Raw genomic sequence first — 26,825 nt, forward strand, 5'->3', positions numbered from 1 at the left:
GGTCAGCCGATCCCCGGGCCCGCCGTGCCGGCGAGGGCTTCGAGGTCACTCTTGCGGACCTTGATCACCAGCCACGCGGTGGCCAGGGCGAGCACGGCCATCGAGGCGGCGGGGATGAACGCGGTCGAGATGCCGTGGGCGAGCACCTCGTGACCCCAGGGCGCGGGCAGCTGGTGGGTCTTGGCGAATTCCGCCTTCTGTTCCGGCGAGCCGTTGGCGAGGAACTTCGGCAGCTGCTTCTTCGCCTCGTCCTTGCTGGCCGAGCCGAAGACCGTGGTGAGGATCGACAGACCCAGCGAACCGCCCACCTGCTGAGTGGCGTTGAGCAGTCCGGACGCGGCACCCGCCTCGTGCTGTGCGACGCCGGAGACGGCCGTCACGGTCACCGTCACGAAGTTCAGCCCCATGCCGAAGCCGAACACCAGCATCGGGCCGAGCACGCCTCCGGCGTACGAGCTGTCGGGGGTGATCAACGTCTGCCAGGCGAGCCCGATCACGACGAGCGTCGCACCGGTCATCATGAACGGCTTGGGGCCGAGCGTGGGCAGGAACCGCTGCGAGAGACCCGCGCCGACCGCGATGGCAGCCGTCACGGGCAGGAACGCAAGGCCGGCCTTGATCGGGCTGTAGCCGAGCACGTTCTGCACGAACAGCACGATGTAGAAGAACATGCCGAACATCGCGGCCGCCAGGCTCAGCATGATCACGTACGTGCCGGAGCGGTTGCGGTCGGCGAACATCTTCAGTGGGGTGATCGGCTCCTTGGCCCGCTTCTCGGTGAGGGCGAAGGCCAGCAGCAGGACCACCGCGGCACCGAAGGAGCCGAGGGTCAGACTGTCGCGCCAGCCGTCCTCCGAGGCCCGGATGAAGCCGTACACGAGCGATGCCATACCGGCTGTCGAGGTCAGCGCGCCCGCGATGTCGAAGCGCCCGGGGTGCCGCTCGGACTCGTTGATGTAGAGCGGGGTGAGCGCGGCGATGAGCACGCCGATCGGCACGTTGACGAAGAGCACCCAGCGCCAGTCGAGCCACTCGGTCAGCATGCCGCCCGCGAGCAGGCCGATGGCGCCACCACCTGCGGAGACGGCGGCGAAGACACCGAACGCCCGGTTCCGCTCCGGCCCTTCGGGGAACGTGGTGGTGATGAGCGCCAGCGAAGTGGGCGACGCGATGGCGCCACCCATGCCCTGCAAGGCACGCGCGGCGAGCAGCTGCCAGGGCTCCTGGGCGATGCCGCCGAGCAGCGAGGCGAAGGTGAACAGCAGGATGCCGGTCATGAATACTCGGCGGCGACCGAGGATGTCACCGGCTCGCGCGCCGAGCAGGAGGAGGCCTCCGAAGGTCAGCGTGTAGGCGCTGACCACCCATGTGAGGTCCGTGGTGCTGAACTTGAGCGCGTCTTGAATGTGCGGGAGAGCGATGTTCACAATCGTCGCATCGAGTACCACCATGAGTTGGCAGGCCGCGATGACGGTGAGTGCGATGCCGGGGTGTCCCTCCCGGCGGGCTGCTCCTGGTTTTCCGTCCTGTATCAGCTGAGAGGTTGTCACTATGGGTCCCCCACGAAGGCGTTAGTGAACGCATGCGTTCACTGTTCCGTCAACGGTAGTGAGTTCCCTACAGAGAACGCAAGCGTTCACTTAGCTCGGCGTCGCGTGCCGCGTCCCCCTCTGGCGTCGCGCGATGTGTTCGGCCCGCAATCCCCGCTTCACCCTGCTCGTTGGAGAAACTCAGATGGTTACCTCGCGCTGGACGGCCGCCCCCGCTCGGACGGCTTCCCTTCGCCGGCGCGGCGCCGTGCTCGAACGCGCGATCCTGGACGCCGCGCTGGAGCAGCTCAGTACGGTCGGCTGGAAGGGCCTCACGATGGAGGGTGTCGCCGCCGGCGCCCAGACCGGCAAGGCGGCCGTCTATCGCCGCTGGCCGTCCAAGGAGGATCTCGTCGCCGACGCGCTCCAGGCCGGACTGCCGCGTCCGGCGGAGGCGCCCGACCTGGGGACGGTGCGCGAGGATCTGCTCGCCCTGTGCCGCCAGGCGCGTTGCGCGATGTTCTCTCGACCTGGCTTCGCCCTCCGCGCGGTCATTCACGAATGTGATCCCGCACAGGCCGAGCGCTTCCATGGCCTGATCTTCGAAGGGGTCGTGGAGCCGACCATCAGGCTGCTGCGTGAGGTCATCACCCGTGGAATAGGGCGGGGAGAGGTTCGCCCCGATGCCGCGAACAGCTATGTCTTCGACGCCATTCCGGCGATGATGATGTATCGGTCCAAGATGTGCGCCAGCGAATGGACTGACCGGGATCTTGAAGAGATGGTCGACCAGTTGATGCTTCCGCTGCTGCGGCCGGACGGGGTCTGATCCGGGGCGCGTCGGCCCCGGGCCGGCCGCGGAAGCCGGGTGTCGCTCGGGGATCTCGGCGGCGTAGGCTAAGGGCGCCATGCCGTACGAACCGCCTACTCACACCGTCGAGCGCTCCCTCCGCGCCATGACCGGAGCGAAGGTCATCGCCGGTGTCGACGAGGTGGGACGCGGCGCCTGGGCGGGACCTGTCACCGTCTGCGCAGCGGTCACCGGACTCCGCAGGCCACCCCAGGGCCTCACCGATTCCAAGCTGCTAACCGTCAAGCGCCGCACGGAGCTTTCCGCGCAACTGCTGACGTGGGTGACGGCCTATGCCCTGGGCCACGCCTCCCCGGAGGAGATCGACGAGCTGGGGATGACGGCGGCGCTGCGGCTCGCCGCCGTACGGGCCCTGGAGGCCTTGCCGGTCCGCCCCGACGCGGTGATCCTCGACGGGAAGCACGACTACCTCGGAGCCCCCTGGAAGGTCCGCACGGTGATCAAGGGCGACCGCTCGTGCGTGGCGGTGGCGGCGGCTTCGGTGATTGCCAAGGTTCAGCGCGACAAAATGATGGCCGAACTGGGTATCGACCATGCAGACTTCGGTTTTGCGGACAACGCCGGGTATCCGTCGCCCGTGCACAAGGCCGCACTGGAGGAGCGGGGCCCCACCCCGTACCACCGGTTGTCGTGGGCGTATCTTGATGCGCTGCCCCAGTGGCGGCACCTCAAGAAGGTCCGCGGCTGGGCGGAGGGAAGCGTTCCTGAGATCGAGGGTCAGCTGGGCTTCGATTTCTGACCGTTCCACCCGCACTGTTGTGCCACCCGGTCGCGCGAGTCGCACCGACGTTTGATAAACATCAGCTCATGCCTCTCATTCCCGAGGAGCCTCAGATTCACGAGAGTGCCCAGGGTCCCCGCGCCACTCCGGCCAGTGGCCGTACCGCGCCGACCCCCCGCCCCGTACCCGGCCCCCGCCCCGCGGCTCCGTCGCGTCCCGGTCGTCCCGGCCCTCTCCGGCCCGGGCAGCCGGTGCAACGTACGCCGCGCGACGTGGCCGCCAAGCCGGTCCCGTCCGGTCCGGCCGCTCCCGCCGCAGCTGCGGCGACTCCGCAGATCCAGCTGATCCCGGCCTCTGTCGAGGGTGCCCTCGACGCCGCCGAGGAGGCAGTGGACCTGCTCCTGGACTCGGGCCGTGCCCCCGGTGACGTGCTGGTGATCACCACCGGCGACGCGCACCCGTGGGCCGACCACGAGCTGTCCTTCGGTGAAGCCTCCTACTGGGCCCAGCACGACGCGGGCGACGACGTCTTCTACACGGGTGCCGCCATGGCCTCCCGTGCCGCGTCCCGTCCTGTCGTCGTGGTTGCCGTCAACGGTGGTCCTGCCGCCGCTGCCGCGACCGCCCTGCCGCTGGCCCACACCCGGGCAGGTGCCCTGCTGATCGTCTGCGGTGACCCGCAGCAGATCAACTCGGTGCTGGGCGCGGGCGTCTGACCCCTGTCCGGCACCTCCGGGAGCACCGGAGGTGCCGAAGGTGCCGCAGCGGCGGCACCGGCACGGTGGGCCATTTCCCGTGCCCGGAATCCGGTAATGGCCATGCCCCGCTGAGGGGCGGCCTCCGGGTGGACGGGCGGGCTCAGGGTTTGCCGGGGGCGTGCGGCGTGAGGACGCCGACCCGCCCGTCGGGCGGCGGGTCCGGGGTGTCGTATCCGTCCCCGGTCCGCGGAGCGGCATCTCCAGGCGCGGTACCCCACTCGCTGTCACCGGTGCGTCCGCGGGTCCCGTGTCCCGGGCGCGAAGGCTCCGAGGAACCCATCGGCGCCGTCGGGGCCCGGGCGGGACACCCTCCTCGAGCCGCCGTGGACCCGTCACCACCTGCGCGGCGCGCAGCGCTTCGAGAGCGGTCGACCCGGCGGAGGCTCGGCCCGGCGCCACGCGAACGCGTAGCCGGTACTCCTCAGCGGGCCGCGGCGCGGCGCAGCACGTCCGACATGGCGCCGCCGGTGCGGGGCGACGGGGCCGGCACGTCCGATATGCCGAAGGGCTCAGGTGTCGAGTCCGAGTGCGGGCGGCGGCCGCCACGGCCCTCGCCGAGTACCTGCCAGCCGTCGCGGGTCAGCGTGATGTACGCCCCGCAGCGCAGCCCGTGCAGTGTGCAGGCGTCACGCAGCCCCCACATCCACGCGCCGTCCTCCTCCGTCCAACGCGCGTCCCCCTCGCGGCAGTAGAGCAGCACGGCGGTGCGCACCGGTGTGCGGCGCCGCAGATCGTGCGGTATGACCCGGCGCAGCTGGTCCAGCAGGGCGTTGCGGAACATCCATCCGTCGGCCGGGGCGGGGCGCCGGGTGAACGACGCGCTCGCCAGCAGCCGTTCCTCCGGGTCGAGGACGGCCACGATCGCCGTCGCCGCCCTGGGACAGTGCCGCGTGTGCAGCCCGCTGACGACCTCGCGGGGATTGCGCAGCAGCGGGATGCCGGCGGACGCCCACTCGGCAGGCTCAAGCAGACGACTGGCGGAAGCGGCGGACGCGGACGTCGACAGCGAGGCCACCGAGGACGGAGCGAATCCGAAGGTCACGTTCCTCCCTTCGGCTACGCGCCCATACAGCGGGCGGGGTCGGATTCGGGGGAGCGCACACCGCAGAGAAGCCCAACCGGATCACGAGCGAGCCGTGCGGGGAGCGGACTTCAATTCTTCCTGTCGAACTTGGATGCGGCAACGAGCAATTGGGGCCACCGACTGTTATCTGGTGGTGCGTGGCTTATATCCCTACCTTGTGAGGCTCCTGGCAACGTACGTGACGTTCGAGCACGACACGTGCGTACGCCGTGGACGGCGGCGGCGCCCGCGCATGCCGTGGATCAGCCCTGCATGGCCAGGACCAGCGGCAAGACCCCCTGCGCCCCGGACCTTCTGAGCAGCCGGGCCGCGACCGCCAGGGTCCAGCCGGTCTCGGTGTAGTCGTCCACGAGCAGAACGGGGCCCCGGGCCTCGGTGAGAGCGGTGGCCAGGGCGGGCGGAACGGTCAGCGCGCCGTCGAGCACCTTCAGGCGCTGCGCGCTGTTGCTGCGGGAGCCGCGCGGCATCTCGCCCATGTACTCCACGGAGCCCAGCAGCGGCAGCCTGCCGATCTCCGCGAGGTGCGCGCCCAGGGACTGGATCAGCCGCGGCCTGGTGTGCGAGGCGACGGTGACGACGCCCACCGGGCGGGGCGGCGCGCCTTCCTCGCCGGATGCCCAGCCGCCGGGACCCTTGGCCCAGTCGGCCAGGACGCCCACCACGGCCCTCGCCACATCGTCCGGCACGGGAGTGTCCGGCGCCTGTGGCGCGAGCATCGGCCGCAGCCGGTTGCCCCAGCCGATGTCCGACAGTCGCCCCAACGCCCGCCCCGCCGACGCCTGTTCTCCGGCCGGAACGCGCCCCTTGAGATCAATGCCGATCGCCGGCAGCCCCGTCGGCCACATGCGACGGGGTTCTACTTCGACTCCCGCGCGGCCCAGATCGACGCGCGCCGCATCCAGCGCGGCCGTCGAGGTGTCCGCCGTGAAACGCGCTCCCGCGCAGTTGTCGCAGCGGCCGCAGGGCTTCGCACCCTCGTCGTCCAGCTGCCGCTGCAGGTATTCCATCCGGCAGCCCGTCGCGGACGCGTACTCACGCATCGCCTGCTGCTCGGCCGCCCTCTGCCGCGCCACCCAGGCGTACCGGTCGGACTCGTACGTCCACTCCTGACCGGTCGCGATCCAACCGCCCTTGACCCGCCTGACCGCCCCGTCGACGTCGAGGACCTTGAGCATGGTCTCCAGACGTGACCGGCGGAGCTCCACCAGCGGCTCCAGGGCGGGCAGGGACATGGGGCCGGTCGCCCGGGCGAGGACATCCAGGGTGCGGCGCACCAGATCCTCGGAAGGGAAGGCCAGCGACGCGAAGTACTCCCAGATCGCCTCGTCCTCCTTGCCCGGCAGCAGGAGTACCTCGGCGTGCTCGACACCGCGCCCCGCACGGCCGACCTGCTGGTAGTAGGCGATGGGGGAGGAGGGCGAGCCGAGGTGCACCACGAAGCCGAGGTCGGGCTTGTCGAAGCCCATGCCGAGTGCGGAGGTGGCGATCAGTGCCTTGACCCGGTTGGCGAGCAGATCGTCCTCGGCCTGCTGCCGGTCGGCGTTCTCCGTCTTTCCCGTGTACGAGGCGACGGCGTGTCCCCGCTGCCTGAGGAAGGCGGTGACCTCCTCGGCCGCGGCCACGGTGAGCGTGTAGACGATGCCGGAACCCGGCAGGTCGTCGAGGTGGTCGGCGAGCCAGGCCATGCGGTGCGCGGCGTCCGGCAGGCGCAGCACGTTCAGGCTCAGACTCTCCCGGTCGAGCGGGCCGCGCAGCACCAGTGCGTCGGACGTGCCTCCGGTGCCGAGCTGCTCCGCGACGTCTGCGGTCACCCGCGCGTTGGCCGTGGCCGTGGTGGCCAGTACGGGTACACCCGACGGGAGGTCGGCGAGCATGGTGCGCAGCCGTCGGTAGTCGGGGCGGAAGTCGTGGCCCCAGTCGGAGATGCAGTGGGCCTCGTCCACGACGAGCAGTCCGGTCGCGGCGGCCAGTTTGGGCAGGACCTGGTCGCGGAAGTCGGGGTTGTTGAGGCGTTCCGGGCTGACGAGCAGCACGTCGACGTCGCCCGCCGCGATCTCCCCCTGGACGGTGTCCCACTCCTCGGTGTTGGAGGAGTTGATGGTCCGGGCGTGGATACCGGCGCGGGCCGCCGCCTCCACCTGGTTGCGCATGAGCGCGAGGAGCGGCGAGACGATGACGGTCGGGCCGCTGCCCCGGGCGCGCAGCAGCGACGTCGCCACGAAGTAGACGGCGGACTTGCCCCATCCCGTGCGCTGGACGACCAAAGCCCGGCGCCGGTCGGCGACCAGCGCCTCGATCGCCCGCCACTGGTCCTCGCGCAGCCTGGCCGTGCCCGTGGCGTCCCCGACGAGACGGGCGAGGACAGCGTCGGCCTGCGTCCGGAGGTCCGCGTTGCTCGTGTGCTCCATGCGTCCCATACAACAGGACGGCACTGACATCCGGGCGGTCCGCGGGGCGCCGGGCGGAAGTGCTTCGGTTGTTTGTCGTGTTCCTGTTCGGACTTATCCACAGGTCAAAGCGGAATGTCAAGATCCGCGAGATCGTCTGCGCATGACGAATCACGGCGAATCGACCGGACCATCCGAAAACAGTGACATCGCAGGACGAGACGCGCACAGCGGGCGCACCGCGGACGCGGGGCGAGCGGAGCAAACAGAGACAGCGCGCATCGCAGACCTTGGCCCCACGGCACACGAAAGCCAGGTCACCCTGCGCACCCCGGCAGAACTGGCCGACGCCCTGCCCTATCTGCTCGGCTACCGCCCCGAGGACAGCATCGTGCTGGTGGCCCTGCACGACCGGGGCGGACGTGGCCGTTTCGGCGGCCGGGCCCGGCTCGGCATTCCCGCGAGCACGGACGACTGGGAATCGGCCGCCCGTCAATTGGCCCAGGGACTGGTGGCCGGCAGCGAGCGCAGGGGCGCCCGGCCCGAGCAGATGGTCGCCTACGTCTGTCAGGAACCGGCAAAGGGTGAGTCGGGCCGGGACGTCATGCGGCGGCTGCGTCCGCTCGCCCAACTGCTGCGCACCGAGTGCGGGCACCTCGACGTACCGGTCATCGAGGCGGTGTGCATCTCGGACGGCCGCTTCTGGTCCTACTGCTGCCCGAACGAGGGGTGCTGTCCGGACGACGGAACACCTATGGGGCTGCCCGGCACCTCCGTACTGGCGGCCGCGGCCACCTACGCAGGTATCCAAGTACGTGGCACGCTGCGCGAGTTGCGGGCCAGGCTCCTTCCCTGGGAGACGTCTGCCGCACTGGAGCAGGAGATCGTCCTCGACACCACAGGCATGACCGTGGTGCCCAGGATCCTCGACGACGCCACGCGCGCGGAACTCGCTGAGGAGACCCTCGGCCTCGCCGAGCAGGTCATGGCCCGGCTTGCCGCAGCGCCGACGGTCTCCGGCATGCTCCCCGCGGACCTTCGCGACGACGAACTGATCACACACGAGGAAGCGGCGAAGCTGATCCTCGGCCTGCAGGACCGAACCACCCGGGACCGGGCCGCGGCATGGATGGAGGGTGACGAGACCGGTCCGGCCCTGCGTCTGTGGCGGGCACTGGCCCGCCGATGTGTCGGGCCGTACGGCGAACACGCCGCTGCGCCCCTCACCCTCGCGGGCTGGGTCGCCTGGTCGAGCGGTGACGACCTCGAAGCCAGGGAGGCCCTGGCGATGGCACTGGGCGCGGACCCGGACTACCTGTTCGCCCGGCTTCTGCACCAGGCCTGCAACGAGGGTCTGGATCCGGAGGCGATCCGCCGCTGCCTGCGTGCGGAACGCACGGGAGGTGCGGAGACGAAGGCCGCTGAGGAGGAGGGGACGGAGGGCGACGCGGACACGGCCCCGACTCGGCTGGGAGTCTCGGACAGCGCCTCCCACCGACACCACCGCCCTCATACCGCCGACGGCGCCGACGCCCCTCCGCGCCCGGCACGGGCGAAGGGCCGACGGCCCCGGCCGGACGCCACGCGCCCGCGCACCCCGGCACCGGGCCGTACGCGCCCCGGTGCCTCAGGGCCGGCCAATACGCGCACGCGTGCCGCAGGGAAGGGCGACGCGCGACGCGACGACGCCGCATCAGGAGGCAACCGGTCCGGAGCCAATGGCACAGAGGCGGACGCATGAGCAATGGTTGGGGCGCTGCCGCGGTCGCCTGGTGCCTGCTGGTCGCCTGGTGCCTGCTGCCCGGTCGGGGCATGTGGCGACTGGCCCGGCGAGCGCGCGCCGGTGCCGGTGGCCCGCTGCCGCCGCATTGGTGTCGGCGCCAGGCTGTCGGCCCGAAGGGTGAACCCGCACTCGAGAGCCGCCGCCATTCGGTCGCTTCCCTGATGGGAGGCGTGACCAGGAGGACTCCCGTTCCGTTCACCTGGGTGGCGGTACCCCCGGACGGGCTGCGCCGCCGCACGTCCGATGTTCCTCCGGAGCACACCACCCGGCGCCGAGCAGGTCCGAGGCGCACAGAGCGCAGAAGAAACCGCCCCATGCATCAGCCGACTCCGCCCTTCGCAACCGACGACTACCCTCCTGTCCCCGACAGCCCCGCACCGTCACCGCCAAGCGCGACGGGCTCCCCGCGACCGAACAGCACGACGACCCCGGCCCTGCCCCAGGCTCTGGGACCCGACCCCGTGCCCGCGCCCTGGCAGTCCGGGTCTTTCACCCAGCTCACGGACCTCCGGCTCACCGAAGACTCCCACCGGTCGTCGTCCGCGCGGCAGAGCCGGCCTCCGGCCTCCTCGACGCCTCGAGACCGGTCCCCGTCCGTGCCTGCGCGTCGGGGCCCACGTCCGTCCGCGTCCCCGCCTCAGGGGGCCGGCGCAGGCATGCCGCAGCCGACCCTCCAGCGCTCCGCCGACCTCCCCTCCACCCATACGGCCTTGATCTGCGTCGCCCTGCCGGGCCTCGCCATCTCCACGGAGGAGGGGCAGCTGGCCGGGCGGGGCCTGGAGGGGTTCTACCGGGCCGGCCGTCGGCTGCTCTCGCGCTGCCAGGTCAGCGTGGGCGGACGAGAACCGCTGGCGGTGCAGGCCAGGATGGCCGGAGCGGATCAGGCCCGCTTCGTGGGAACGGTGCGTACCGCCTCGGCCGCCGGACCGGACCCGGACGTCGTCGTCGAGCGGATCCGGCACGCCGACGGCACCGAACGCATCACCTTGCGCAGCGCTGCCCTTCGCCCGCTGCGGCTGCCGGTCGAGGTGGCTCTCGGCACGGACCTCGCGGACCTGAGCGCCATCGCCTCCGGCAACGCGGGCCCCGAACTGCCCGCCACCGTCCACGACTCCGGCCTGCGCTGGACCTGCACCGCGGGGAGCGCCACGGTCACGGCCGCCCCGCCGCCTGCCGACGCCCTGGCCTCGGCGGGGCTGCTGCGCTGGGAGTTCGAACTGCCACCAGGCGCAACGGTGACCGTGGAGCTGCGCGTACGGCCGGGCGGAGCGGGACCGCTCAGAGCCGCGGGCCGTGCGGCGACGAACCCCCTGGCGCACGCCCGGGCGGCGGGCGACGACCCCAGGGTCGCGACCCTGATGCGGACGAGCATCGAGGATCTTCAGGCCCTGCTGCTGCGGGATCCGGCCCACCCCACCGACACCTATCTCGCGGCAGGGGCGCCCTGGCGCTGCGGCATGGCCCCGGCCGAGGCACTCGCCGCCGCGCGCATGACGCTGCCCCTCGGCACCAGGCTCGCGGTGGGCACACTGCGCACCCTCGCCCGTACACAACTCACCGGTGCGGGACCGCAGACGGGCATGATCCCCGGACCGCGACGCGACGCGGGCACGCACATGCCCCCTGGCTGCACGGGTACGGAGGCCACACTGCTGTTTCCCGTCCTGCTCGCGGAGGCCCGCCGCTGGGGGCTCCCGGAGCAGGAGGCCGAGGAACTGCTGCCCACGGCCGAGTGGTGTCTGACCTGGCTACGCACCACCGTGCGCGGCAGCACGTACCTGTGCGACCCGCAGCCCGGAGGTCCCATCCGCTGCGAGACCCAGGCCCACGCCCATCGCGCGGCGCTGCTGGGCGCCGACCTCCTCGAGGCATACGGCAGGCCCGGCGGCACCGAACTGCGGCAGTGGGCGCGGGAACTGCGGGCGGCCTTCCAAGGCGGCTTCTGGATCGAGGACCGTCGCGGCGGTCGTCCGGCGGCCGCCCGTGCCCCTGACGGACGCCTGCTTCCGCACCTCGGCGCTGCCGCCGCCCACCTCCTCGACACCGGTCTGCTCGGTGCGGGAGAACTGGCGCCCGGTCTGCTCGACAGAGCGCAGACCGACCAGCTCGCCCGGCTGCTCGGCGGCCCGGCCCTGGACTCGGGCTGGGGACTGCGCGGACTGGGCACGAAGGAGGCGGGATACAACCCGTTCGGCCACCGGACCGGCGCGGTACGCGTCCAGGAGACGGCGCTCGCCGTCGCCGGGCTGGCCGCCGCGGGCCATGAGCAGGAGGCGAGCGGCCTGCTGCGCGGTGTCCTCGCGGCTGCCGAGCGCTTCGGCCACCGGTTGCCGGAGATGTACGCGGGCGAGCAGCGCTCCGAGGGGAGCGCACCCGTTCCCCACCCGGCGGCCTGCCGCCCGGCGGCCATGGCGGCGGCCTCCGGGGTCCTGTTGCTCACCGCGCTCGCGGGCATCCGCCCCGACTCTCCGGCCCGGACGATCACGCTGCGGCCCGTGCAGAGCGTGCCCCTGGGCGAGATCGGCTTCACGGGGCTGCGAATCGCCGGGGCCCCCTTCTCCGTACGGGTCAGCAGACTCGGGCTCGCCATGGTCGAGGAGGCGGCGGAGCGCCTGCAATTGGGAGTGTGACCTCGTACGACGCGACCCGTACCAAGGACGCGAGCCGACTCGGGGGCCCGATACCGGGCGGAAGTGGATCAGCCCTCGATGCGGCGCGAGAAGGGAGTGTTTATCGTCAGGCAGACGACTATGATCGCCGCATGCCCTACGACCCGTCAGCGTTTCCGCCCTTTGCCGTCACCGTGGACCTGGTCGTGCTGACCGTGCGCCGCCATGCCCTGTGCGCGCTGGCGGTGCGCAGGGGTGAGCCCCCGTTCCAGGGGCGCTGGGCGCTGCCCGGCGGCTTCGTACGGGCCGACGAGGACCTGACGCAGGCCGCGGCCCGCGAGCTCGCCGAGGAGACGGGGCTGCACGCCCACGACCCCTCCGCCCCCGTCCAGGGCGGCGGGGCCCACCTCGAGCAGCTCGCCACCTACGGCGACCCCAAGCGGGACCCGCGCATGCGGGTGGTCAGCGTCGCGCACCTCGCCCTCGCTCCCGACCTGCCGGCGCCCCGGGCGGGCGGCGACGCAAGCAACGCGCGCTGGGCACCGGTGGAGGAGCTGCTCCAGCAGGGCGGATACGGCCGTGACGGCGAGCCGGTGGCGCCGCTCGCCTTCGACCACGCACAGATCCTGGCCGACGGGGTCGAGCGGGCTCGTTCCAAGATCGAGTACTCGTCGCTGGCCACCGCCTTCTGCCCGCCGGAGTTCACCGTCGGAGAGCTGCGCCGCGTCTACGAGGCTGTCTGGGGCGTGGCTCTCGACCCGCGCAACTTCCACCGCAAGGTGACCGGCACTCCTGGGTTCCTCGTCCCCGCCGGCGGCACGACCACACGCCAGGGCGGCCGCCCGGCCCAGCTCTTCCGCGCGGGCGGCGCCACACTGCTCAATCCCCCGATGCTGCGCCCCGAGGTGTGACACCGCGGCGGTGGAGACCGGACGGTCGGCCCCAGCGGGAAAGGCGGCCCTGACGGGATAGATGGGGTGATACCCGAAAAATCGGAAGAAGCGCGCTATCTTGCTTCAGGTGATCCAGGCCTTCGGACTGACCAGCAATCCCCGCAAGGCGCAACTGCCCGCCGTCGACAACGTCTCGTTCGAGGCGCGCGCGGGCCGTGTCACCGCGCTCCTCGGGGCATCGGGCGCGGGCAAGACGACGGTGCTCCGGCTGATGCTCGAACTCCAACAGGGCCGCGGGATCACCTGCTTCAGGGGCCGCCCCCTGCACCGCATCGCACACCCCTCGCGCGAAGTCGGCGTCCTCCTCGGCGATGTGCCCGGGCATCCGGCCCGCTCGGTCCGAGGACACCTGCGCATGCTGTGTGCTGCGGCGGGGGTCCCCGCCCGGCGCGCCGACGAGGTTCTCGAAGTGGTCGGCCTCGCAGGCCTGCGCGAGGAGCGCCTGGGCACGCTGTCCCGGGGCATGGACCGTCGGCTCGGCCTGGCCTGCGCCCTGCTGTCCGACCCGCACACGCTCGTGCTGGACGACCCCGCGCACGGGCTGTCGGCCCGCGAGGCCCGCTGGCTGCACGGCATGCTCAAGGCGCACGCGAACCAGGGCGGCACGGTCCTGTTCGCCACGGCCGACCCCAAGGAAGCCGCGCGCACCGCCGACCAGGTCGTCACCCTGGATGGCGGAAGGCTTGTCGCCTACCAGGAGGCGGCGGAGTTCGGCCGCACACGCCTGCGTCCCCGCGTGGCCGTCCGCAGCCCGCACGCCGCCCGCCTGGCGGCCGTACTCGCCAAGGAGGCCCGCACCGCCCGCCGCTCCGTCGAGGTCGTACACGAGGGCGGCAACCGCCTCTCCGTGTACGGCAGTACGACCGCCGACGTGGGTGAGGCCGCGTTCCGCCACGGCATCCTCGTCCACCAACTCGCGGACGAGACGGGCGACATGGGCCCCGGCGCCGGAACGCTGACGATGGACGGGTTCCACCCGGTCGACGGATCGGCGGAGGCGGATCGCCCAGCACCTGCCGACGAGCCGCTGACGGCCGAACAGCCGAAGACCTCCGGCGGTGCGATGGCGGTGGGGCAGCCGGAGACGGTTGGCGGCCCGGTTGCGGCGCACGAGCCGAAGGCGCCTGACGATCCCGCCGCCGCAGATCGACCGGAAACGCCTGGCGACGCAGCCGCGACAGATCGGTCGCAGATCCCTGACGGCCTCCCTGAGCTGAGCCAACCCCAGACCCTTGACGAGCCCCACGTGTCAGGTCGGTCGCGGTCCGACCTCGGTCCGACCGCCCCGGACGCGCCGCCGACCGCAGTGCCCGCCGGGCCGCTCGCCGCTCCGGTCTCCTCCGCCGAGAACGAGCACCCTCACGCCAGCGGCGCGCGCACTGCCGACGTGGAGGCAACGGATGACAGCCCGGAACCCGACAACCCCACCCCGTCCACCTACCCCGCCCATCGCCACCACGCGTCCGGAACCCGGCTCCGGGCAGGCCCCTCACACCCCGCCGACTCCCTCGCCCCCGGTGATCAGTCCCCCCTCCCGCCCCCCATTTCCGTCCGTCCCGCCCCCAGCCCTCTCCGCCCCCTCCGCTACGAACTCCGCCGGGCCGCCGGCATCGGGACGGGCTTCGTCACATGCGGGGCCGTACTCGTGGTGTCCGCGTTCACCGCCGTACTGCTCGCTCGCCTCGGCCACACCACGCAGGCGCGTCTGTTCGCGGCATGGCCGCAGGACCTGCCTCTGCCGCCCGCGGCGCTCGGTGCGGGGCTGCTCGGCGCGCTGGCTTTCGGCGACGAGTTCCGCCACCCCGCCCTGGCGGCGGACCGCGGCACCGTGCCCCGTCGGCTGGGGCTGCTCACCGCGAAACTCCTCGTCTCCGGTGCCACGGCGCTGCTGCTCGCCTTCCTCACCGTGGGTTGCGACGCCGAGTTGCTCTATCTCGTATACGGCCGGGAGCTCACGCAGGTTCCCGCCGACTGGCTTTCGGTGACCGCGAGTTGGTTCGGGCTTGTGATCGGGTGTGCCTGGGCCGGAGTGCTGGCCGCGGGCGTCTTCCGGTCCACCGCGGCCGGGCTCGCCGCGGTGCTCGCCGTGCCCGTCGCGGTCGTACCCCTGGTGCAGAAGGTTCTCCAGGGGCCTGCGGTGCGGATGGCGGCGGGGTTTCCCTGGCGGATGCGGGAGGTCTTCCTGCTGCAGTGGCCCTTCGGGGGAGAGCGTTATCTGACCGCGGTGGCCCGGGTGCTCGCCCAACCCGTGGGCGGTGCACTCACGTTGTCGCTGACCGCCCTGCTCTGCGCGTATGTGCTGACGACCCTGCGGAGCAGGGTCCGATGACGACCGTCCGTACGCTTCAGGTCCGCCCGTGCACACAACCCCCCGGAGAACGCCCATTTCTTTCCGATAAGGCGTCAATTGCGACGGGGTGAGCGATCACCCTTTCGTGTGCTTTTCACCAAAGACCTCAAGGGAGTTGGAGACGGCGCCGACAAAGGATCCGTGAGTACCCTTGCGCACACCATGATGACCGCCGCCCGCCCCGCAGACTCCGGTCTGGTCGGCCCGGGCGAACTCGACCGCTACCCCTACGCGGAGGCCCCCGCCACCGACCGCGTCGGAGCGCCTGTCTGGGACGGTGCGGAGCCCGAGCTGGGCCGTGTGGGCCGGCGCGCCGCGGGCAGTCGCGGACGCGGGCTGCACGGCCAACTCGTTCAGCAGCTGGGCCAGATGATCGTCTCGGGCGACCTGGGCGCGGACCGCCCGCTCGTCCCCGAGGAGATCGGCCAGCGCTTCGAGGTCTCCCGCACCGTAGTCCGCGAGTCCCTCCGCGTCCTGGAGGCCAAGGGCCTGGTCAGCGCCCGCCCGAACGTCGGCACGCGCGTGCGGCCCGTCAGCGACTGGAACCTTCTCGACCCGGACATCATCGAGTGGCGGGCCTTCGGGCCCCAGCGCGACGACCAGCGGCGCGAGCTGAGCGAGCTGCGCTGGACGATCGAGCCGCTCGCCGCGCGCCTCGCCGCCGGGCACGGGCGCGAGGACGTCCAGCAGCGCCTCTCCGACATGGTCGAGATCATGAGCCACGCCATGGGGCAGGGTGACGCGCTCACCTTCTCCCGCGCCGACTCCGAGTTCCACATGCTGCTCATCCAGATCGCGGGCAACCGCATGCTGGAGCACCTCTCCGGCATCGTGTCGGCCGCTCTGCAGGTGTCCGGCGGCCCGGTCACCGGTTGCGACCGGCCGAACGAGGGCTCCCTGGCCCAGCACGCGCGGATCGTCGACGCCCTCGGCACCGGCGACGGCGCGGCCGCTGAGACGGCCATGCGGCAACTGCTGACCGTTCATCCCGAGGTAGAGCGTGTGGTGCCCGCGCCACGCGAACACTGAGCCCGCCTCGCGGGCGGTGCGGTCGGTGAGTGCCGCGATCTCGTGGCTGCGCCGGGCCCCGGAACCCGTCTGCCGCCGGACCCCGCCGGACACTCAGAAGTCCGGCGGGGTCCGGCGGTGCGACGAGGGTGCATATCTGTCGGAGTGGCCCCGGTCAAGGTCATCAGTGACATCGTCTGTCCATGTCTGACCGTTTTTGAGTGCTTACGCGGTGTGACTCGGGCCACGCAGATTGGGCGTAACACTCGCGGGGTCAGCGCGATGACCTAAGAGGTGACAGCCGCGGAGGGAATACGGACGCCATTCATGGCGCTGTGAATCTTCCCGGCCCCCGCCCGCGCCGTCGGCCCATCCCCAAGCCGGCGGTCGGCTCCAGTCCGTCTTGGACGGGGCCGGAAGCCGTTTTCCAACGTTCCGAGAGGTTGTTCGTGTCGGCCAGCACATCCCGTACGCTCCCGCCGGAGATTGCCGAGTCCGTCTCTGTCATGGCGCTCATTGAGCGGGGAAAGGCTGAGGGGCAGATCGCCGGCGATGACGTGCGTCGGGCCTTCGAAGCTGACCAGATTCCGGCCACTCAGTGGAAGAACGTACTGCGCAGCCTCAACCAGATCCTCGAGGAAGAGGGTGTGACGCTGATGGTCAGTGCCGCGGAGCCCAAGCGCACCCGAAAGAGCGTCGCAGCGAAGAGTCCGGCCAAGCGCACCGCCACCAAGACGGTCGCGGCGAAGACGGTGACCACCAGGAAGGCCACCGCCACCACGGCTGCCCCGGTCGCGTCCGCCGAACCTGCCGCCGTCGATCCCGCCGAGGAAGCCGCACCCGCCAAGAAGGCCGCAGCCAAGAAGACGACCGCCAAGAAGGCGGTCGCGAAGAAGACCGTCGCCAAGAAGACGGCGGCCAAGAAGACCACCGCCAAGAAGGACGACGCCGAGCTCATCGAGGAAGAGGTGCTCGAGGAGGCCAAGGGCGCCGAGGAGCCCGAGGGCGCCGAGAGCGCGGGCTTCGTGCTGTCCGACGAGGACGAGGACGACGCGCCCGCGCAGCAGGTCGCCGCGGCCGGCGCCACCGCCGACCCGGTCAAGGACTACCTCAAGCAGATCGGCAAGGTCCCCCTGCTCAACGCCGAGCAGGAGGTCGAGCTCGCCAAGCGTATCGAGGCCGGTCTGTTCGCCGAGGACAAGCTGGCGAACGCCGACAAGCTCGCGCCGAAGCTCAAGCGTGAGCTGGAGATCATCGCGGAGGACGGTCGCCGCGCCAAGAACCACCTCCTGGAGGCCAACCTCCGTCTGGTGGTCTCGCTGGCCAAGCGCTACACCGGCCGCGGCATGCTCTTCCTGGACCTCATCCAGGAGGGCAACCTCGGTCTGATCCGCGCGGTCGAGAAGTTCGACTACACCAAGGGCTACAAGTTCTCCACGTACGCCACCTGGTGGATCCGTCAGGCGATCACCCGCGCGATGGCCGACCAGGCCCGCACCATCCGTATCCCGGTGCACATGGTCGAGGTCATCAACAAGCTCGCGCGCGTGCAGCGCCAGATGCTCCAGGACCTGGGCCGCGAGCCCACCCCGGAGGAGCTGGCCAAGGAGCTCGACATGACCCCGGAGAAGGTCATCGAGGTCCAGAAGTACGGCCGTGAGCCCATCTCGCTGCACACCCCGCTGGGTGAGGACGGCGACAGCGAGTTCGGTGACCTCATCGAGGACTCCGAGGCCGTCGTCCCGGCCGACGCGGTCAGCTTCACGCTCCTCCAGGAGCAGCTGCACTCCGTCCTCGACACCCTGTCCGAGCGCGAGGCGGGCGTCGTGTCCATGCGTTTCGGTCTCACCGACGGTCAGCCGAAGACCCTCGACGAGATCGGCAAGGTGTACGGCGTGACGCGCGAGCGGATCCGCCAGATCGAGTCCAAGACCATGTCGAAGCTGCGCCACCCGTCGCGTTCCCAGGTGCTGCGCGACTACCTCGACTAGGTCGCGCTCGTACGACCTCGAAGGCCCGGTTTCCCGTGGGGGACCGGGTCTTCGCGCTGCGCGCTGCGGCGCTCTGGATGACTCTGGGTTTTCCAAGAGCACCCGGAGTGAGGAGCGAGCATGCGTCGTACGTTTGCGCGGGCACTGGTCCGGCCGCTGGTCATGGCGGCTGCCGTGACTGCGATACCGCTGGTGACCGCGGTCCCGGTGGCCGCCGACAGCGTTGTCGTAGGTGGCTTTCCCGTCGATGTGTCACAGGTTCCCTGGACGGTCGCCCTGTCCAGCCGTGACCGGTTCGGGGGTATGCGGGCGGGACAGTTCTGCGGTGGCGTGGCGATCGACCGCAGCACCGTGCTGAGCGCCGCCCACTGCCTGGGCGAGGACGTCCTTGGGGGCCCGCCGGACGAGACGGGCGACCTCAGGGTCATCGCGGGCCGCACGGACCTCTTGTCGGGCCAGGGCGAGGAGATTGCCGTTCGCGCGGTCCGGATCAATCCGCACTACGACCCGGTCCGCAATTCCGGGGACTTCGCCGTGCTCACCCTTGCCAAGCCCCTGCCGCAGAGCTCGGTCATCGCCATGGCGGCCGCTGGTGACGCCGCGTACACCCCGGGAACGAGCGCCATGGTCACCGGTTGGGGCGACACGACGGGTGGTGGCGACTACACGCGGCAACTGCACGCCGCACGTGTACGTGTGCTGCCCGACGAACTCTGCAAGGAGGCTTATCCCGGCAGTGACGAGGGCACGTACCAGGCCGGCTCCATGCTGTGCGCGGGGCAGACACAGGGCGGTCCAGACGCCTGCCAGGGCGACAGTGGGGGCCCGCTGGTCGCCAACGGGCGGCTGATCGGCCTCGTCTCCTGGGGAGACGGCTGTGGCCGGGCGGGGAGCCCTGGGGTCTACACCCGGGTGTCCGAGGTCGTACGGACGCTGGGCCAGGTGGGCGGGGGTGGGGCGCGCAAGGAGCACCAGGTGGCCTGAGGGGCCGTGGGGACGAGGACGGGCGGCCGCTCCTGGGAGGAGCGGCCGCCCGATCACCGGCCTTTGCCGGGGCTGGCTCGTCGTGGATGCGAGAGGTCAGCGCTCTTCTTCGGAGGCGGATGCCGGGGCGGACGTCAGCCGCTCCGTCTCGTCCTGTATCTCAGCGGCGATCTTCTTGAGTTCCGGCTCGAACTTGCGGCCATGGTGGGCGCAAAAGAGCAGTTCACCGCCGCTGAGCAGGACTACACGCAGGTAGGCCTGGGCGCCGCAGCGGTCGCAGCGATCGGCGGCCGTCAGCGGGCTCGCGGGGGTCAGAACAGTAGTCACGTCGCCTCTTCTCTAGCTCGACGAGCTGTCGTACCAGGGTCAACATCCAACCAGCCCGAAAACGTTCCCGCTCGTGGCATTTCCTCGAAAAAAATCTTTCCGGGGCGGCTGTCTGCTGCCGGTTGGCGGCGAATGTGCCGTATTGCGTGTCTTGTGTGCTTACGGGTTCGCGCTGTCTATCGGTTTGGGTCCCCCCGGCTGGGTTGCCGGTTGTTCATGAGGACGTGCCCGGAGCCTAAATGGTTCATGCCTCGAAGGGAACGTGATATGTACTTCACTCCATCGAGGGATCGAACACTCATGCGACTCTGGACTAGTCTGAGTTCAGAGTGAGGGTGGCGTTACAACGGCTCTACCAGGCCTCGGTACCCTCTGAGCGGCGACCGAAGCCGGGCCCCTACCCAGAAGGGGCCCAACTGAAATTCAGCGAGGAGCGAACCGCGTGACCGCCGATAAGTCCGTGCCGTCCACAGCGCTGCTGGCAGGAGCAGACCGGGACGGTTCCAACTACACCGCGCGGCACCTGCTCGTCCTTGAGGGCCTCGAGGCCGTGCGCAAGCGCCCCGGTATGTACATCGGATCGACCGACAGCCGCGGCCTCATGCACTGCCTGTGGGAGATCATCGACAACTCAGTGGACGAGGCCCTCGGTGGCCACTGCGACCACATCGAGGTGATCCTCCACGACGACGGCTCCGTGGAAGTGCGGGACAACGGCCGCGGTATCCCCGTGGACGTGGAGCCCAAGACCGGCATGTCCGGAGTCGAGGTCGTCATGACCAAGCTGCACGCCGGCGGCAAGTTCGGCGGTGGCTCGTACGCGGCCTCCGGCGGTCTGCACGGCGTCGGCGCCTCCGTGGTCAACGCGCTGTCCGCCCGTCTCGACGTCGAGGTGGACCGCAGCGGCCACACCCATGCCATCAGCTTCCGCCGGGGAGTCCCGGGTGCTTTCGCGGCGGACGGCCCGGATGCCAAGTTCGAGGCCAAGGGCGGCCTGACCAAGGCCAAGAGGATCCCCAAGACCCGCTCCGGCACGCGCGTGCGCTACTGGGCCGACCGCCAGATCTTCCTCAAGGACGCGAAGCTCTCCCTGGAGACGCTGCACCAGCGCGCCCGCCAGACCGCGTTCCTCGTGCCAGGCCTCACCATCGTCGTCCGCGACGAGTACGGCCTGGGCGAGGGCGGCAGCAAGGGCGAGGAATCCTTCCGCTTCGACGGCGGTATCAGCGAGTTCTGCGAGTACCTGGCGACCGACAAGCCGGTCTGCGACGTCCTCCGCTTCACCGGACAGGGCACCTTCAAGGAGACCGTCCCGGTCCTTGACGACCACGGCCAGATGACGCCCACCGAAGTCACGCGTGAGCTCGGCGTCGACGTCGCTATGCGCTGGGGGACCGGCTACGACGCGACGCTCAAGTCGTTCGTCAACATCATCGCCACCCCCAAGGGCGGCACCCACGTCGCAGGCTTCGAGCAGGCCGTCAAGGAGACGCTGAACGAGGTGCTGCGCGGCAAGAAGCTGCTGCGCGTCGCCGAGGACGACATCGTCAAGGACGACGCCCTGGAGGGGCTCACCGCGGTAGTCACCGTCCGTCTCGCGGAGCCGCAGTTCGAGGGCCAGACCAAGGAGGTCCTCGGCACGTCGGCCGCCCGCCGGATCGTGAACAACGTGATCGCCAAGGAGCTCAAGGCCTTCCTGACCTCCACCAAGCGCGACGCGGCCGCCCAGGCCCGGGTGGTCATGGAGAAGGTGGTCGCCGCCGCCCGTACGCGCATCGCGGCCCGTCAGCACAAGGACGCGCAGCGCCGGAAGACGGCCCTGGAGTCCTCGTCCCTGCCTGCCAAGCTCGCCGACTGCCGCAGCGACGACGTCGAGCGCAGCGAGCTGTTCATCGTCGAGGGTGACTCCGCGCTGGGCACGGCGAAGCTGGCCCGGAACTCCGAGTTCCAGGCGCTCCTGCCGATCCGCGGCAAGATCCTCAACGTCCAGAAGTCGTCCGTGACGGACATGCTGAAGAACGCCGAGTGCGGCGCGATCATCCAGGTCATAGGGGCGGGCTCGGGCCGGACCTTCGACCTCGACGCGGCCCGGTACGGCAAGATCATCATGATGACGGACGCCGATGTGGACGGCTCCCACATCCGCTGCCTGCTGCTGACGCTGTTCCAGCGCTACATGCGGCCCATGGTCGAGGCCGGCCGCGTCTTCGCCGCGGTACCGCCGCTGCATCGCATCGAGCTCGTCCAGCCGAAGAAGGGCCAGGACAAGTACGTCTACACCTACTCGGACCGTGAGCTGCGCGACAAGCTCATGGAGTTCAAGAGCAAGGGCGTCCGGCACAAGGACTCCATCCAGCGCTACAAGGGTCTGGGCGAGATGGACGCGGACCAGCTGGCCGAGACCACGATGGACCCGCGCCACCGCACCCTTCGCCGGATCAACCTCTCCGACCTGGAGGCCGCCGAGCAGGTCTTCGATCTGCTGATGGGCAACGACGTCGCGCCCCGCAAGGAGTTCATCTCCAGCTCGGCGGCGACGCTGGACCGGTCGCGGATCGACGCGTAGCGGCTGCGCTGGGCCTGGGCCGGTCATGGAACCGGCCCAGGCCCGGTTCCATGACCGGCTCCACTGACTGCTCAGGCTCGGCCGGGCTGCACTGGCCCGGCGGACCGCGGTGAGCCTTTTCTGAGGGCCGTTGAGCTGCTTCTCCACCCGTGGGTAGACGAGGCCCGCCTACGGGATCCACCCACGATCCACCCCCGCTCCGATCTGCTGACCTGCGAACTTCCGTAGCGTCGAAGGCGTCGGCAGGACTCGCTGCCGGCATCCCCTTCCCGCTCACGGAGGTACTGATGTCCGGGCTCGTCAACGCGTTGGTGATCGCGGCCGTTGTCGTGCTGGTGGTCGTGCGTCAGTTCCGCGCCCGTCCGATCGACACCGACCGGCGCTGGTGGGTCGTGCCCGTGATCCTCGCGGTCCTGGCGCTGCGTGAGCCCGGCATACTCGACGCCCACCACCGCACCGGGTCCGCTCTGCTGCTCGCCGCCGAGGTGCTCATAGGCCTGGCCACCGGCGTCGGCTGGGCCTGGACCACCCGTGTGTGGGAGGAGCCGGACGGCGTCGTCTGGACCAAGAGCACCAAGGCGAGCGTCCTCGTCTGGGGCGCAGGCATCGGCGTGCGGGTCGGACTCTTCGCGCTCGGCGCCCTGGTCGGCGTGCACCAGGACAGCTCCGCGCTGATGGTCGCGCTCGCGGGCACCCTGCTGGTTCGCTCCGGGATCCTGGCCTGGCGTGCGCAGGCGCTGAGGGCGCCCGCCGCACAGGGCACGGCGTACGGTGACAGCGTGGCCGGGCCGGCGTGGAAGGAGCGTGTATGACGGAGAACGCCTGGACGCGCTGGCCCTCCCGCGAGGCGCTGGGTCGCGCGGGAATCTCCCGGCCCCGGCGGATGCTTGCCTGGGCCGTGCGGCTCCTGGTGCTCGCCATACTCCTCTGGGAAGCCTTCGACTCACGTCACGTCCATGCCCTGGGCGCGGTCGCCGCCGCCGTGGCCGTCATAGTGGCCGCAGTCGTCTCCTGGGCCTTCTTCCGCACGACCTACGCGCACCGGCTCCTGCCCTCCCTGGCTCTCATCGGGGTGCTGCTGGGCATTGCGGTGGCGGCACAGGCCACGGGCTTCAAGGGACCTGCCCTCGTGATCTGGTGCGGCTGCGGCATCTCCGCCCTGGAGCGACTTCCCCTCGGCGCCGCTCTGCCCGTGACCTCCGTGGCCCTCGCTTCGTACTCGGCCTTCGACAACGACGTCTGGCTGACCACCGCCGCCACCGTCGCGGGCATGGCCCTCGCCGGCTATGTCCTGCGCCTCGACGCCGAGGCGCGCGGCACCGCCCAGCGTCTGCTCGCGCAGGAGCGTGCCGCCCGGGTGGCCGAGGCGGAGTCGGCGGCGCTGGCGGAGCGGGCCAGGATCGCGCGGGAGATCCATGACGTGCTCGCGCACAGCCTTTCGGCGCAACTCGTGCACCTGGAGGCGGCCCGCCTGCTGATCGAGCGTGGTGCCGACCGGGAGCAGATCCTGGAGCGGGTGGTGGCGGCGCGGGGGATGGCCCGGGACGGTCTCGCCGAGACCCGGCAGGCACTGTCCGCACTGCGCGGTGAACTGACCCCGCTGGAGGACTTCCTGGGCGAACTCGTCAGCTCGGCCGACGGCGCCGCGGTCACCGTCACGGGTGAGCGCAGAACGTTGCCCGCGGAGGCGTCCCAGGCCGTGCGCAGGGTCGCCCAGGAGGCGCTCACGAATGTTCGCAAGCATGCCCACGGCGCCAAGGTCCGGGTGTGGCTGGACTACAGCGACCACGAAGTGACCCTGGATGTGCGGGACTCGGGCGGTGCAGCGGGCGAACTCACCGGGTCGGGCGCCGGGTACGGTCTGCTGGGCATGCGGGAGCGTGCCGAGCTGCTGGGCGGGTCGCTGGAGGCCGGGCCGGACGAGGAGGGGTTCGCGGTGACGTTGAAGGTGCCCGTATGACGGAGGAGGCAGGGCCGAGGCCCGCACGGGTGGTCGTGGCGGACGACCAGACCGTGGTCCGGGAGGGCATCGTGATGCTGCTCGGGCTGCTGCCCGGCGTCGAGGTCGTCGGAGCCGCGGGCGACGGCGAGGAGGCGGTGAAGCTGGTGGCCGAACTCGCCCCGGACGTCGTCCTGATGGACCTGCGGATGCCCCGCTGCGACGGGGTCGAGGCGACCCGGCGGATCCGGGCGGAGCACCCCGGGACCCAGGTCGTGGTGCTCACCACGTTTGCGGACGACGAGTCGCTGTTCCCCGCGCTGAGAGCGGGGGCTCGCGGTTACCTGACCAAGGACGCGGGCGGCGACGAGATCGTGCGGGCCGTGGAAAGCGTGCTCTCCGGTGACGCGGGGCTGTCGCCGAGTGTCCAACGGCGGCTGCTGGAACGGCTGTCGGAGCCCGAGCCGAGACCGGAGCGCGCCGAGGCGCCCGACGGGCTGACGGCGCGGGAGACCGAGGTCCTGGTACTGATCGCCGAGGGCCTCACCAACCAGGAGATCGCCCGCAGGCTGCACGTCTCCACGGCGACCGTGAAGACCCACATCAACAACCTCTTCGCCAAGACGGGGCTCAAGGACCGTGCCCAGGCGGTGCGTTACGCGTACGGGAAGGGACTGGTGCGCCCACCCGCCGGTTGAGTCACCTGATGGGGTGAGAGCCGAGGGAAGAAGAGTCAGGGATCTTCCCGATCTGTCCATCCTTGGGCATGCAGTCAAGCAACGGCCGCTCCTGTGAAGGCGGAGGCGGCCCCGAGAGTCCGGCCGGGAACCACGAAGACCATGGCCCGGCTTCCCACGACGTGGGATATGAAGACCCCTGGTACGACGCACTGGCCTCCGGCTGGGGCGAGTTGGACGGCACGGGCGTGCCCACCCCGGTGTTGCCGGCCGCGCGTGAAGGGCAGGAGCGGGTGGCCTTTCGCGCGCGCGATGTGTACCTGGAGGTGCAGCGCAGCGCGGCCTTCCAGGAAGTGCGCAGGCGGTACCGCAGGTTCGTGGTGCCCGGGGTCGCGGTCTTCATCTCCTGGTACGTGGGGTACGTGGTCACGGCGACGACGGCGCCCGGGTTCATGGCCAGGCCCGTGGTGGGTGCGGTGAACGTGGGCATACTCGCGGGACTCGGGCAGTTTGTCACCACTTTCCTCCTCACCTGGGCCTACACCCGGCATGCACGGTTGCACAGGGACCGGGCGGCGCTCGATCTGCGCTGGGACACACAGGAGTTGACGCGTGGTGTGCAAGGTGGTGCTTCATGACGGGCCATCACCAGATGCTGGCACTACTGCTGTTCAGCGGTTTTGTGGCGACCACGCTGGCGATCACTACATGGGTGAGCCGTAACCGGCGTGGTTCCGCTGAGGAGTTCTATGCCGGCGGGCGACTCTTCTCCCCGATGGAGAATGGTTTTGCCATCGCGGGCGATTACATGTCGGCCGCTTCGTTCCTCGGAGTCACCGGTCTCATCGCCCTGTTCGGCTACGACGGACTGCTGTACGTGGTGGGCTTCCTGGTGGCCTGGCTGGTGGTGTTGTTCCTGGTCGCCGAACTGGTCCGCAACTGCGGGCGGTTCACGCTGGCCGACGTGGTGGCCGCGCGGATGAACGAGCGTCCGGTGCGGATCGCGGTGGGAACTTCCTCGGTCACCGTGTCCGTTCTCTATTTGGTGGCGCAAATGGTGGGGGCGGGCAGCCTGGTGGCGCTGCTGCTCGGGCGGACCGGTGAGGCGGCGCAGGCGTGGACAGTCATCGGGGTCGGCGCGCTCATGGTGATCTATGTGTCGTTGGGAGGGATGCGGGCCACGACGTGGATTCAGATCGTGAAGGCGGTTCTGCTGCTCGGCGGGACGATCGCGCTGACCGTGCTGGTCCTGCTGCGGTTCCACGGCGACGTCGACCGACTGCTGCTCACGGCCGCCGAGCGCAGCGGTCACGGGGACGCGTTCCTGGCGCCCGGCCTCAAGTACGGCGGGGACTGGACCGCACGATTCGACTTCATCAGCCTGGGGCTCGCGCTGGTGCTGGGCACGGCCGGACTGCCGCACATCCTGTCCCGGTTCTACACCGTGCCGACCGCGCGGGCCGCCCGCCGTTCGGTGGTGTGGGCGATCGGGCTGATCGGCGGGTTCTACCTGATGACGATCGTGCTGGGGTTCGGGGCGGCAGCGATCGTCGGGCCGGAGGCCGTGAGTGGCTCGAACGCGGCCGGGAACACGGCGGTTCCGCTGTTGGCGCTCAACCTGGGCGGCGGCGCCGGCTCCACCGGCGGAACGGTGCTTTTCGCGGTCGTCGCGGCCGTCGCCTTCGCCACGATCCTCGCGGTGGTGGCCGGAATCACGCTCGCCTCCTCAGCGTCGGTGGCCCACGACCTCTATGCCTCACTGCGGCGCGGGCGCGGCGAGCCGCGCAGCGAGGTGGGCGTGGCCAGGGTCGCGGCGGTCGGCATCGGCGTAGTCGCGATCGGGCTGGGTCTGCTGGCCCGTGACCTCAACGTGGCCTTCCTGGTGGGCCTGGCCTTCGCCGTGGCCGCATCGGCCAATCTGCCGGTGCTGCTCTACTCGCTGTTCTGGCGCGGCTTCACCACACGTGGCGCGGCATGGGCCGTCTACGGAGGGCTTGTTCCGGCCCTGGGGCTCGTCCTGCTGTCCCCGGTCGTGTCCGGCAGCCCGGATTCGCTGTTTCCGGCGGTCGACTTCCAGTACTTCCCGTTGCAGAACCCCGGCATCGTCTCCATCCCGCTGGGCTTCCTCGCGGGCTGGCTGGGGACGGTCACCTCGGCCGAGGTCCCGGACGAGGCCAAGCACGCGGAGACCGAGGTGCGGTCGCTGACCGGAGCGGGGGCCGTGTAGTGCGGCCCGCGTGCCAGGGCGGCGAACCGCTGCGGCGTCATCCGTGCTCCCGGACGGAGAC

The 26,825-nt window shown here is 70.8% G+C and carries 20 protein-coding genes; 16 read left to right on the forward strand and 4 right to left on the reverse strand.

Annotated features, from left to right (window positions below):
* Nucleotides 1-2: 2 nt before the first annotated feature.
* Nucleotides 3-1,550, reverse strand: coding sequence for an MFS transporter (locus Q8A52_RS33810; RefSeq protein ID WP_316758425.1), 1,548 nt, complete (start codon nucleotides 1,548-1,550; stop codon nucleotides 3-5).
* A 184-nt stretch (nucleotides 1,551-1,734) separates the two neighbouring features.
* Between Q8A52_RS33810 and Q8A52_RS33815 the strand changes: the two genes are divergently transcribed.
* The 3 genes from Q8A52_RS33815 (at nucleotide 1,735) to Q8A52_RS33825 (ending at nucleotide 3,837) form a co-directional block, all read left to right on the forward strand.
* A complete protein-coding gene (locus Q8A52_RS33815; RefSeq protein WP_316758608.1) occupies nucleotides 1,735-2,358 on the forward strand; it encodes a TetR/AcrR family transcriptional regulator in 624 nt (207 codons plus the stop codon).
* Nucleotides 2,359-2,437: 79 nt separating this feature from the next.
* Nucleotides 2,438-3,139, forward strand: a complete 702-nt coding sequence (locus Q8A52_RS33820; RefSeq protein ID WP_316758427.1) for a ribonuclease HII — start codon at nucleotides 2,438-2,440, stop codon at nucleotides 3,137-3,139.
* A 68-nt stretch (nucleotides 3,140-3,207) separates the two neighbouring features.
* Complete coding sequence (locus Q8A52_RS33825; protein ID WP_316758429.1) at nucleotides 3,208-3,837, forward strand: hypothetical protein; 630 nt, start codon at nucleotides 3,208-3,210, stop codon at nucleotides 3,835-3,837.
* 463 nt (nucleotides 3,838-4,300) lie between these two features.
* Here the strand turns inward: Q8A52_RS33825 and Q8A52_RS33830 are convergent, their stop codons facing one another.
* Together Q8A52_RS33830 and Q8A52_RS33835 are read right to left on the reverse strand one after the other, a co-directional pair.
* Entirely contained in the window at nucleotides 4,301-4,921 is a 621-nt protein-coding gene (locus tag Q8A52_RS33830) for a hypothetical protein (RefSeq protein WP_316758431.1), read from the reverse strand.
* 284 nt (nucleotides 4,922-5,205) lie between these two features.
* Nucleotides 5,206-7,371: a RecQ family ATP-dependent DNA helicase gene (locus tag Q8A52_RS33835; protein ID WP_316758433.1), complete on the reverse strand. Its 2,166-nt coding sequence runs from the start codon at nucleotides 7,369-7,371 to the stop codon at nucleotides 5,206-5,208.
* A 142-nt stretch (nucleotides 7,372-7,513) separates the two neighbouring features.
* Here Q8A52_RS33835 and Q8A52_RS33840 point away from each other — a divergent pair, with 142 nt between their 5' ends.
* From Q8A52_RS33840 to Q8A52_RS33870, 7 genes are all read left to right on the forward strand, one after another.
* Nucleotides 7,514-9,091 carry a DUF4192 domain-containing protein gene (locus Q8A52_RS33840; RefSeq protein ID WP_316758435.1) on the forward strand — a complete coding sequence of 526 codons (1,578 nt, stop codon included), beginning with the start codon at nucleotides 7,514-7,516 and terminating at the stop codon, nucleotides 9,089-9,091.
* Nucleotides 9,092-9,789: 698 nt separating this feature from the next.
* Nucleotides 9,790-11,763, forward strand: coding sequence for a glycogen debranching N-terminal domain-containing protein (locus Q8A52_RS33845; protein WP_316758437.1), 1,974 nt, complete (start codon nucleotides 9,790-9,792; stop codon nucleotides 11,761-11,763).
* 131 nt (nucleotides 11,764-11,894) lie between these two features.
* A complete protein-coding gene (locus Q8A52_RS33850; protein ID WP_316758439.1) occupies nucleotides 11,895-12,653 on the forward strand; it encodes an NUDIX hydrolase in 759 nt (252 codons plus the stop codon).
* A gap of 109 nt (nucleotides 12,654-12,762) precedes the next feature.
* The gene (locus Q8A52_RS33855; protein WP_316758441.1) at nucleotides 12,763-15,024 is read left to right on the forward strand and encodes an ABC transporter ATP-binding protein; all 2,262 of its coding nucleotides are present in this window, start codon (nucleotides 12,763-12,765) and stop codon (nucleotides 15,022-15,024) included.
* Nucleotides 15,025-15,186: 162 nt separating this feature from the next.
* Nucleotides 15,187-16,074 (forward strand): FadR/GntR family transcriptional regulator, encoded by an 888-nt coding sequence (locus Q8A52_RS33860; protein ID WP_316758443.1) that lies wholly within the window; start codon nucleotides 15,187-15,189, stop codon nucleotides 16,072-16,074.
* A gap of 428 nt (nucleotides 16,075-16,502) precedes the next feature.
* Nucleotides 16,503-18,044, forward strand: coding sequence for an RNA polymerase sigma factor (locus Q8A52_RS33865; RefSeq protein ID WP_316758445.1), 1,542 nt, complete (start codon nucleotides 16,503-16,505; stop codon nucleotides 18,042-18,044).
* Between the two features lie 120 nt (nucleotides 18,045-18,164).
* Nucleotides 18,165-19,028 carry a S1 family serine peptidase gene (locus Q8A52_RS33870; RefSeq protein WP_316758447.1) on the forward strand — a complete coding sequence of 288 codons (864 nt, stop codon included), beginning with the start codon at nucleotides 18,165-18,167 and terminating at the stop codon, nucleotides 19,026-19,028.
* Nucleotides 19,029-19,124: 96 nt separating this feature from the next.
* Here the strand turns inward: Q8A52_RS33870 and Q8A52_RS33875 are convergent, their stop codons facing one another.
* Nucleotides 19,125-19,355: a DUF7455 domain-containing protein gene (locus Q8A52_RS33875; RefSeq protein WP_164587710.1), complete on the reverse strand. Its 231-nt coding sequence runs from the start codon at nucleotides 19,353-19,355 to the stop codon at nucleotides 19,125-19,127.
* A 442-nt stretch (nucleotides 19,356-19,797) separates the two neighbouring features.
* Here Q8A52_RS33875 and Q8A52_RS33880 point away from each other — a divergent pair, with 442 nt between their 5' ends.
* The 6 genes from Q8A52_RS33880 (at nucleotide 19,798) to Q8A52_RS33905 (ending at nucleotide 26,764) form a co-directional block, all read left to right on the forward strand.
* Nucleotides 19,798-21,921: a DNA gyrase/topoisomerase IV subunit B gene (locus Q8A52_RS33880; protein ID WP_316758451.1), complete on the forward strand. Its 2,124-nt coding sequence runs from the start codon at nucleotides 19,798-19,800 to the stop codon at nucleotides 21,919-21,921.
* Between the two features lie 287 nt (nucleotides 21,922-22,208).
* Nucleotides 22,209-22,733 (forward strand): DUF1453 domain-containing protein, encoded by a 525-nt coding sequence (locus Q8A52_RS33885; protein ID WP_316758453.1) that lies wholly within the window; start codon nucleotides 22,209-22,211, stop codon nucleotides 22,731-22,733.
* Nucleotides 22,730-23,881, forward strand: a complete 1,152-nt coding sequence (locus tag Q8A52_RS33890) for a sensor histidine kinase (protein ID WP_316758455.1) — start codon at nucleotides 22,730-22,732, stop codon at nucleotides 23,879-23,881. The genes Q8A52_RS33885 and Q8A52_RS33890 overlap by 4 nt, the downstream gene beginning before the upstream one ends.
* Entirely contained in the window at nucleotides 23,878-24,558 is a 681-nt protein-coding gene (locus Q8A52_RS33895) for a response regulator transcription factor (RefSeq protein WP_316758456.1), read from the forward strand. Before Q8A52_RS33890 ends, Q8A52_RS33895 begins: the two co-directional genes overlap by 4 nt.
* Nucleotides 24,559-24,626: 68 nt before the next feature.
* Nucleotides 24,627-25,175 carry a DUF485 domain-containing protein gene (locus Q8A52_RS33900; protein ID WP_316758458.1) on the forward strand — a complete coding sequence of 183 codons (549 nt, stop codon included), beginning with the start codon at nucleotides 24,627-24,629 and terminating at the stop codon, nucleotides 25,173-25,175.
* Nucleotides 25,172-26,764, forward strand: coding sequence for a solute symporter family protein (locus tag Q8A52_RS33905; protein ID WP_316758460.1), 1,593 nt, complete (start codon nucleotides 25,172-25,174; stop codon nucleotides 26,762-26,764). Before Q8A52_RS33900 ends, Q8A52_RS33905 begins: the two co-directional genes overlap by 4 nt.
* Nucleotides 26,765-26,825: the final 61 nt, after the last annotated feature.

The organism is Streptomyces herbicida, from assembly GCF_032656585.1.
Taxonomy (GTDB): Bacteria; Actinomycetota; Actinomycetes; order Streptomycetales; family Streptomycetaceae; genus Streptomyces; species Streptomyces herbicida.

What these genes read in the sequence shown, in the direction of transcription:
- Q8A52_RS33890 (WP_316758455.1), top strand. Translation starts at nt 22,730, where the DNA reads ATGACGGAGAACGCCTGGACGCGCTGGCCCTCCCGCGAGGCGCTGGGT.
- Q8A52_RS33840 (WP_316758435.1), top strand. Translation starts at nt 7,514, where the DNA reads ATGACGAATCACGGCGAATCGACCGGACCATCCGAAAACAGTGACATC.
- Q8A52_RS33825 (WP_316758429.1), top strand. Translation starts at nt 3,208, where the DNA reads ATGCCTCTCATTCCCGAGGAGCCTCAGATTCACGAGAGTGCCCAGGGT.
- Q8A52_RS33905 (WP_316758460.1), top strand. Translation starts at nt 25,172, where the DNA reads ATGACGGGCCATCACCAGATGCTGGCACTACTGCTGTTCAGCGGTTTT.
- Q8A52_RS33870 (WP_316758447.1), top strand. Translation starts at nt 18,165, where the DNA reads ATGCGTCGTACGTTTGCGCGGGCACTGGTCCGGCCGCTGGTCATGGCG.
- Q8A52_RS33885 (WP_316758453.1), top strand. Translation starts at nt 22,209, where the DNA reads ATGTCCGGGCTCGTCAACGCGTTGGTGATCGCGGCCGTTGTCGTGCTG.
- Q8A52_RS33895 (WP_316758456.1), top strand. Translation starts at nt 23,878, where the DNA reads ATGACGGAGGAGGCAGGGCCGAGGCCCGCACGGGTGGTCGTGGCGGAC.
- Q8A52_RS33820 (WP_316758427.1), top strand. Translation starts at nt 2,438, where the DNA reads ATGCCGTACGAACCGCCTACTCACACCGTCGAGCGCTCCCTCCGCGCC.
- Q8A52_RS33845 (WP_316758437.1), top strand. Translation starts at nt 9,790, where the DNA reads ATGCCGCAGCCGACCCTCCAGCGCTCCGCCGACCTCCCCTCCACCCAT.
- Q8A52_RS33835 (WP_316758433.1), bottom strand. Translation starts at nt 7,371, where the DNA reads ATGGAGCACACGAGCAACGCGGACCTCCGGACGCAGGCCGACGCTGTC.
- Q8A52_RS33815 (WP_316758608.1), top strand. Translation starts at nt 1,735, where the DNA reads ATGGTTACCTCGCGCTGGACGGCCGCCCCCGCTCGGACGGCTTCCCTT.
- Q8A52_RS33900 (WP_316758458.1), top strand. Translation starts at nt 24,627, where the DNA reads ATGCAGTCAAGCAACGGCCGCTCCTGTGAAGGCGGAGGCGGCCCCGAG.
- Q8A52_RS33850 (WP_316758439.1), top strand. Translation starts at nt 11,895, where the DNA reads ATGCCCTACGACCCGTCAGCGTTTCCGCCCTTTGCCGTCACCGTGGAC.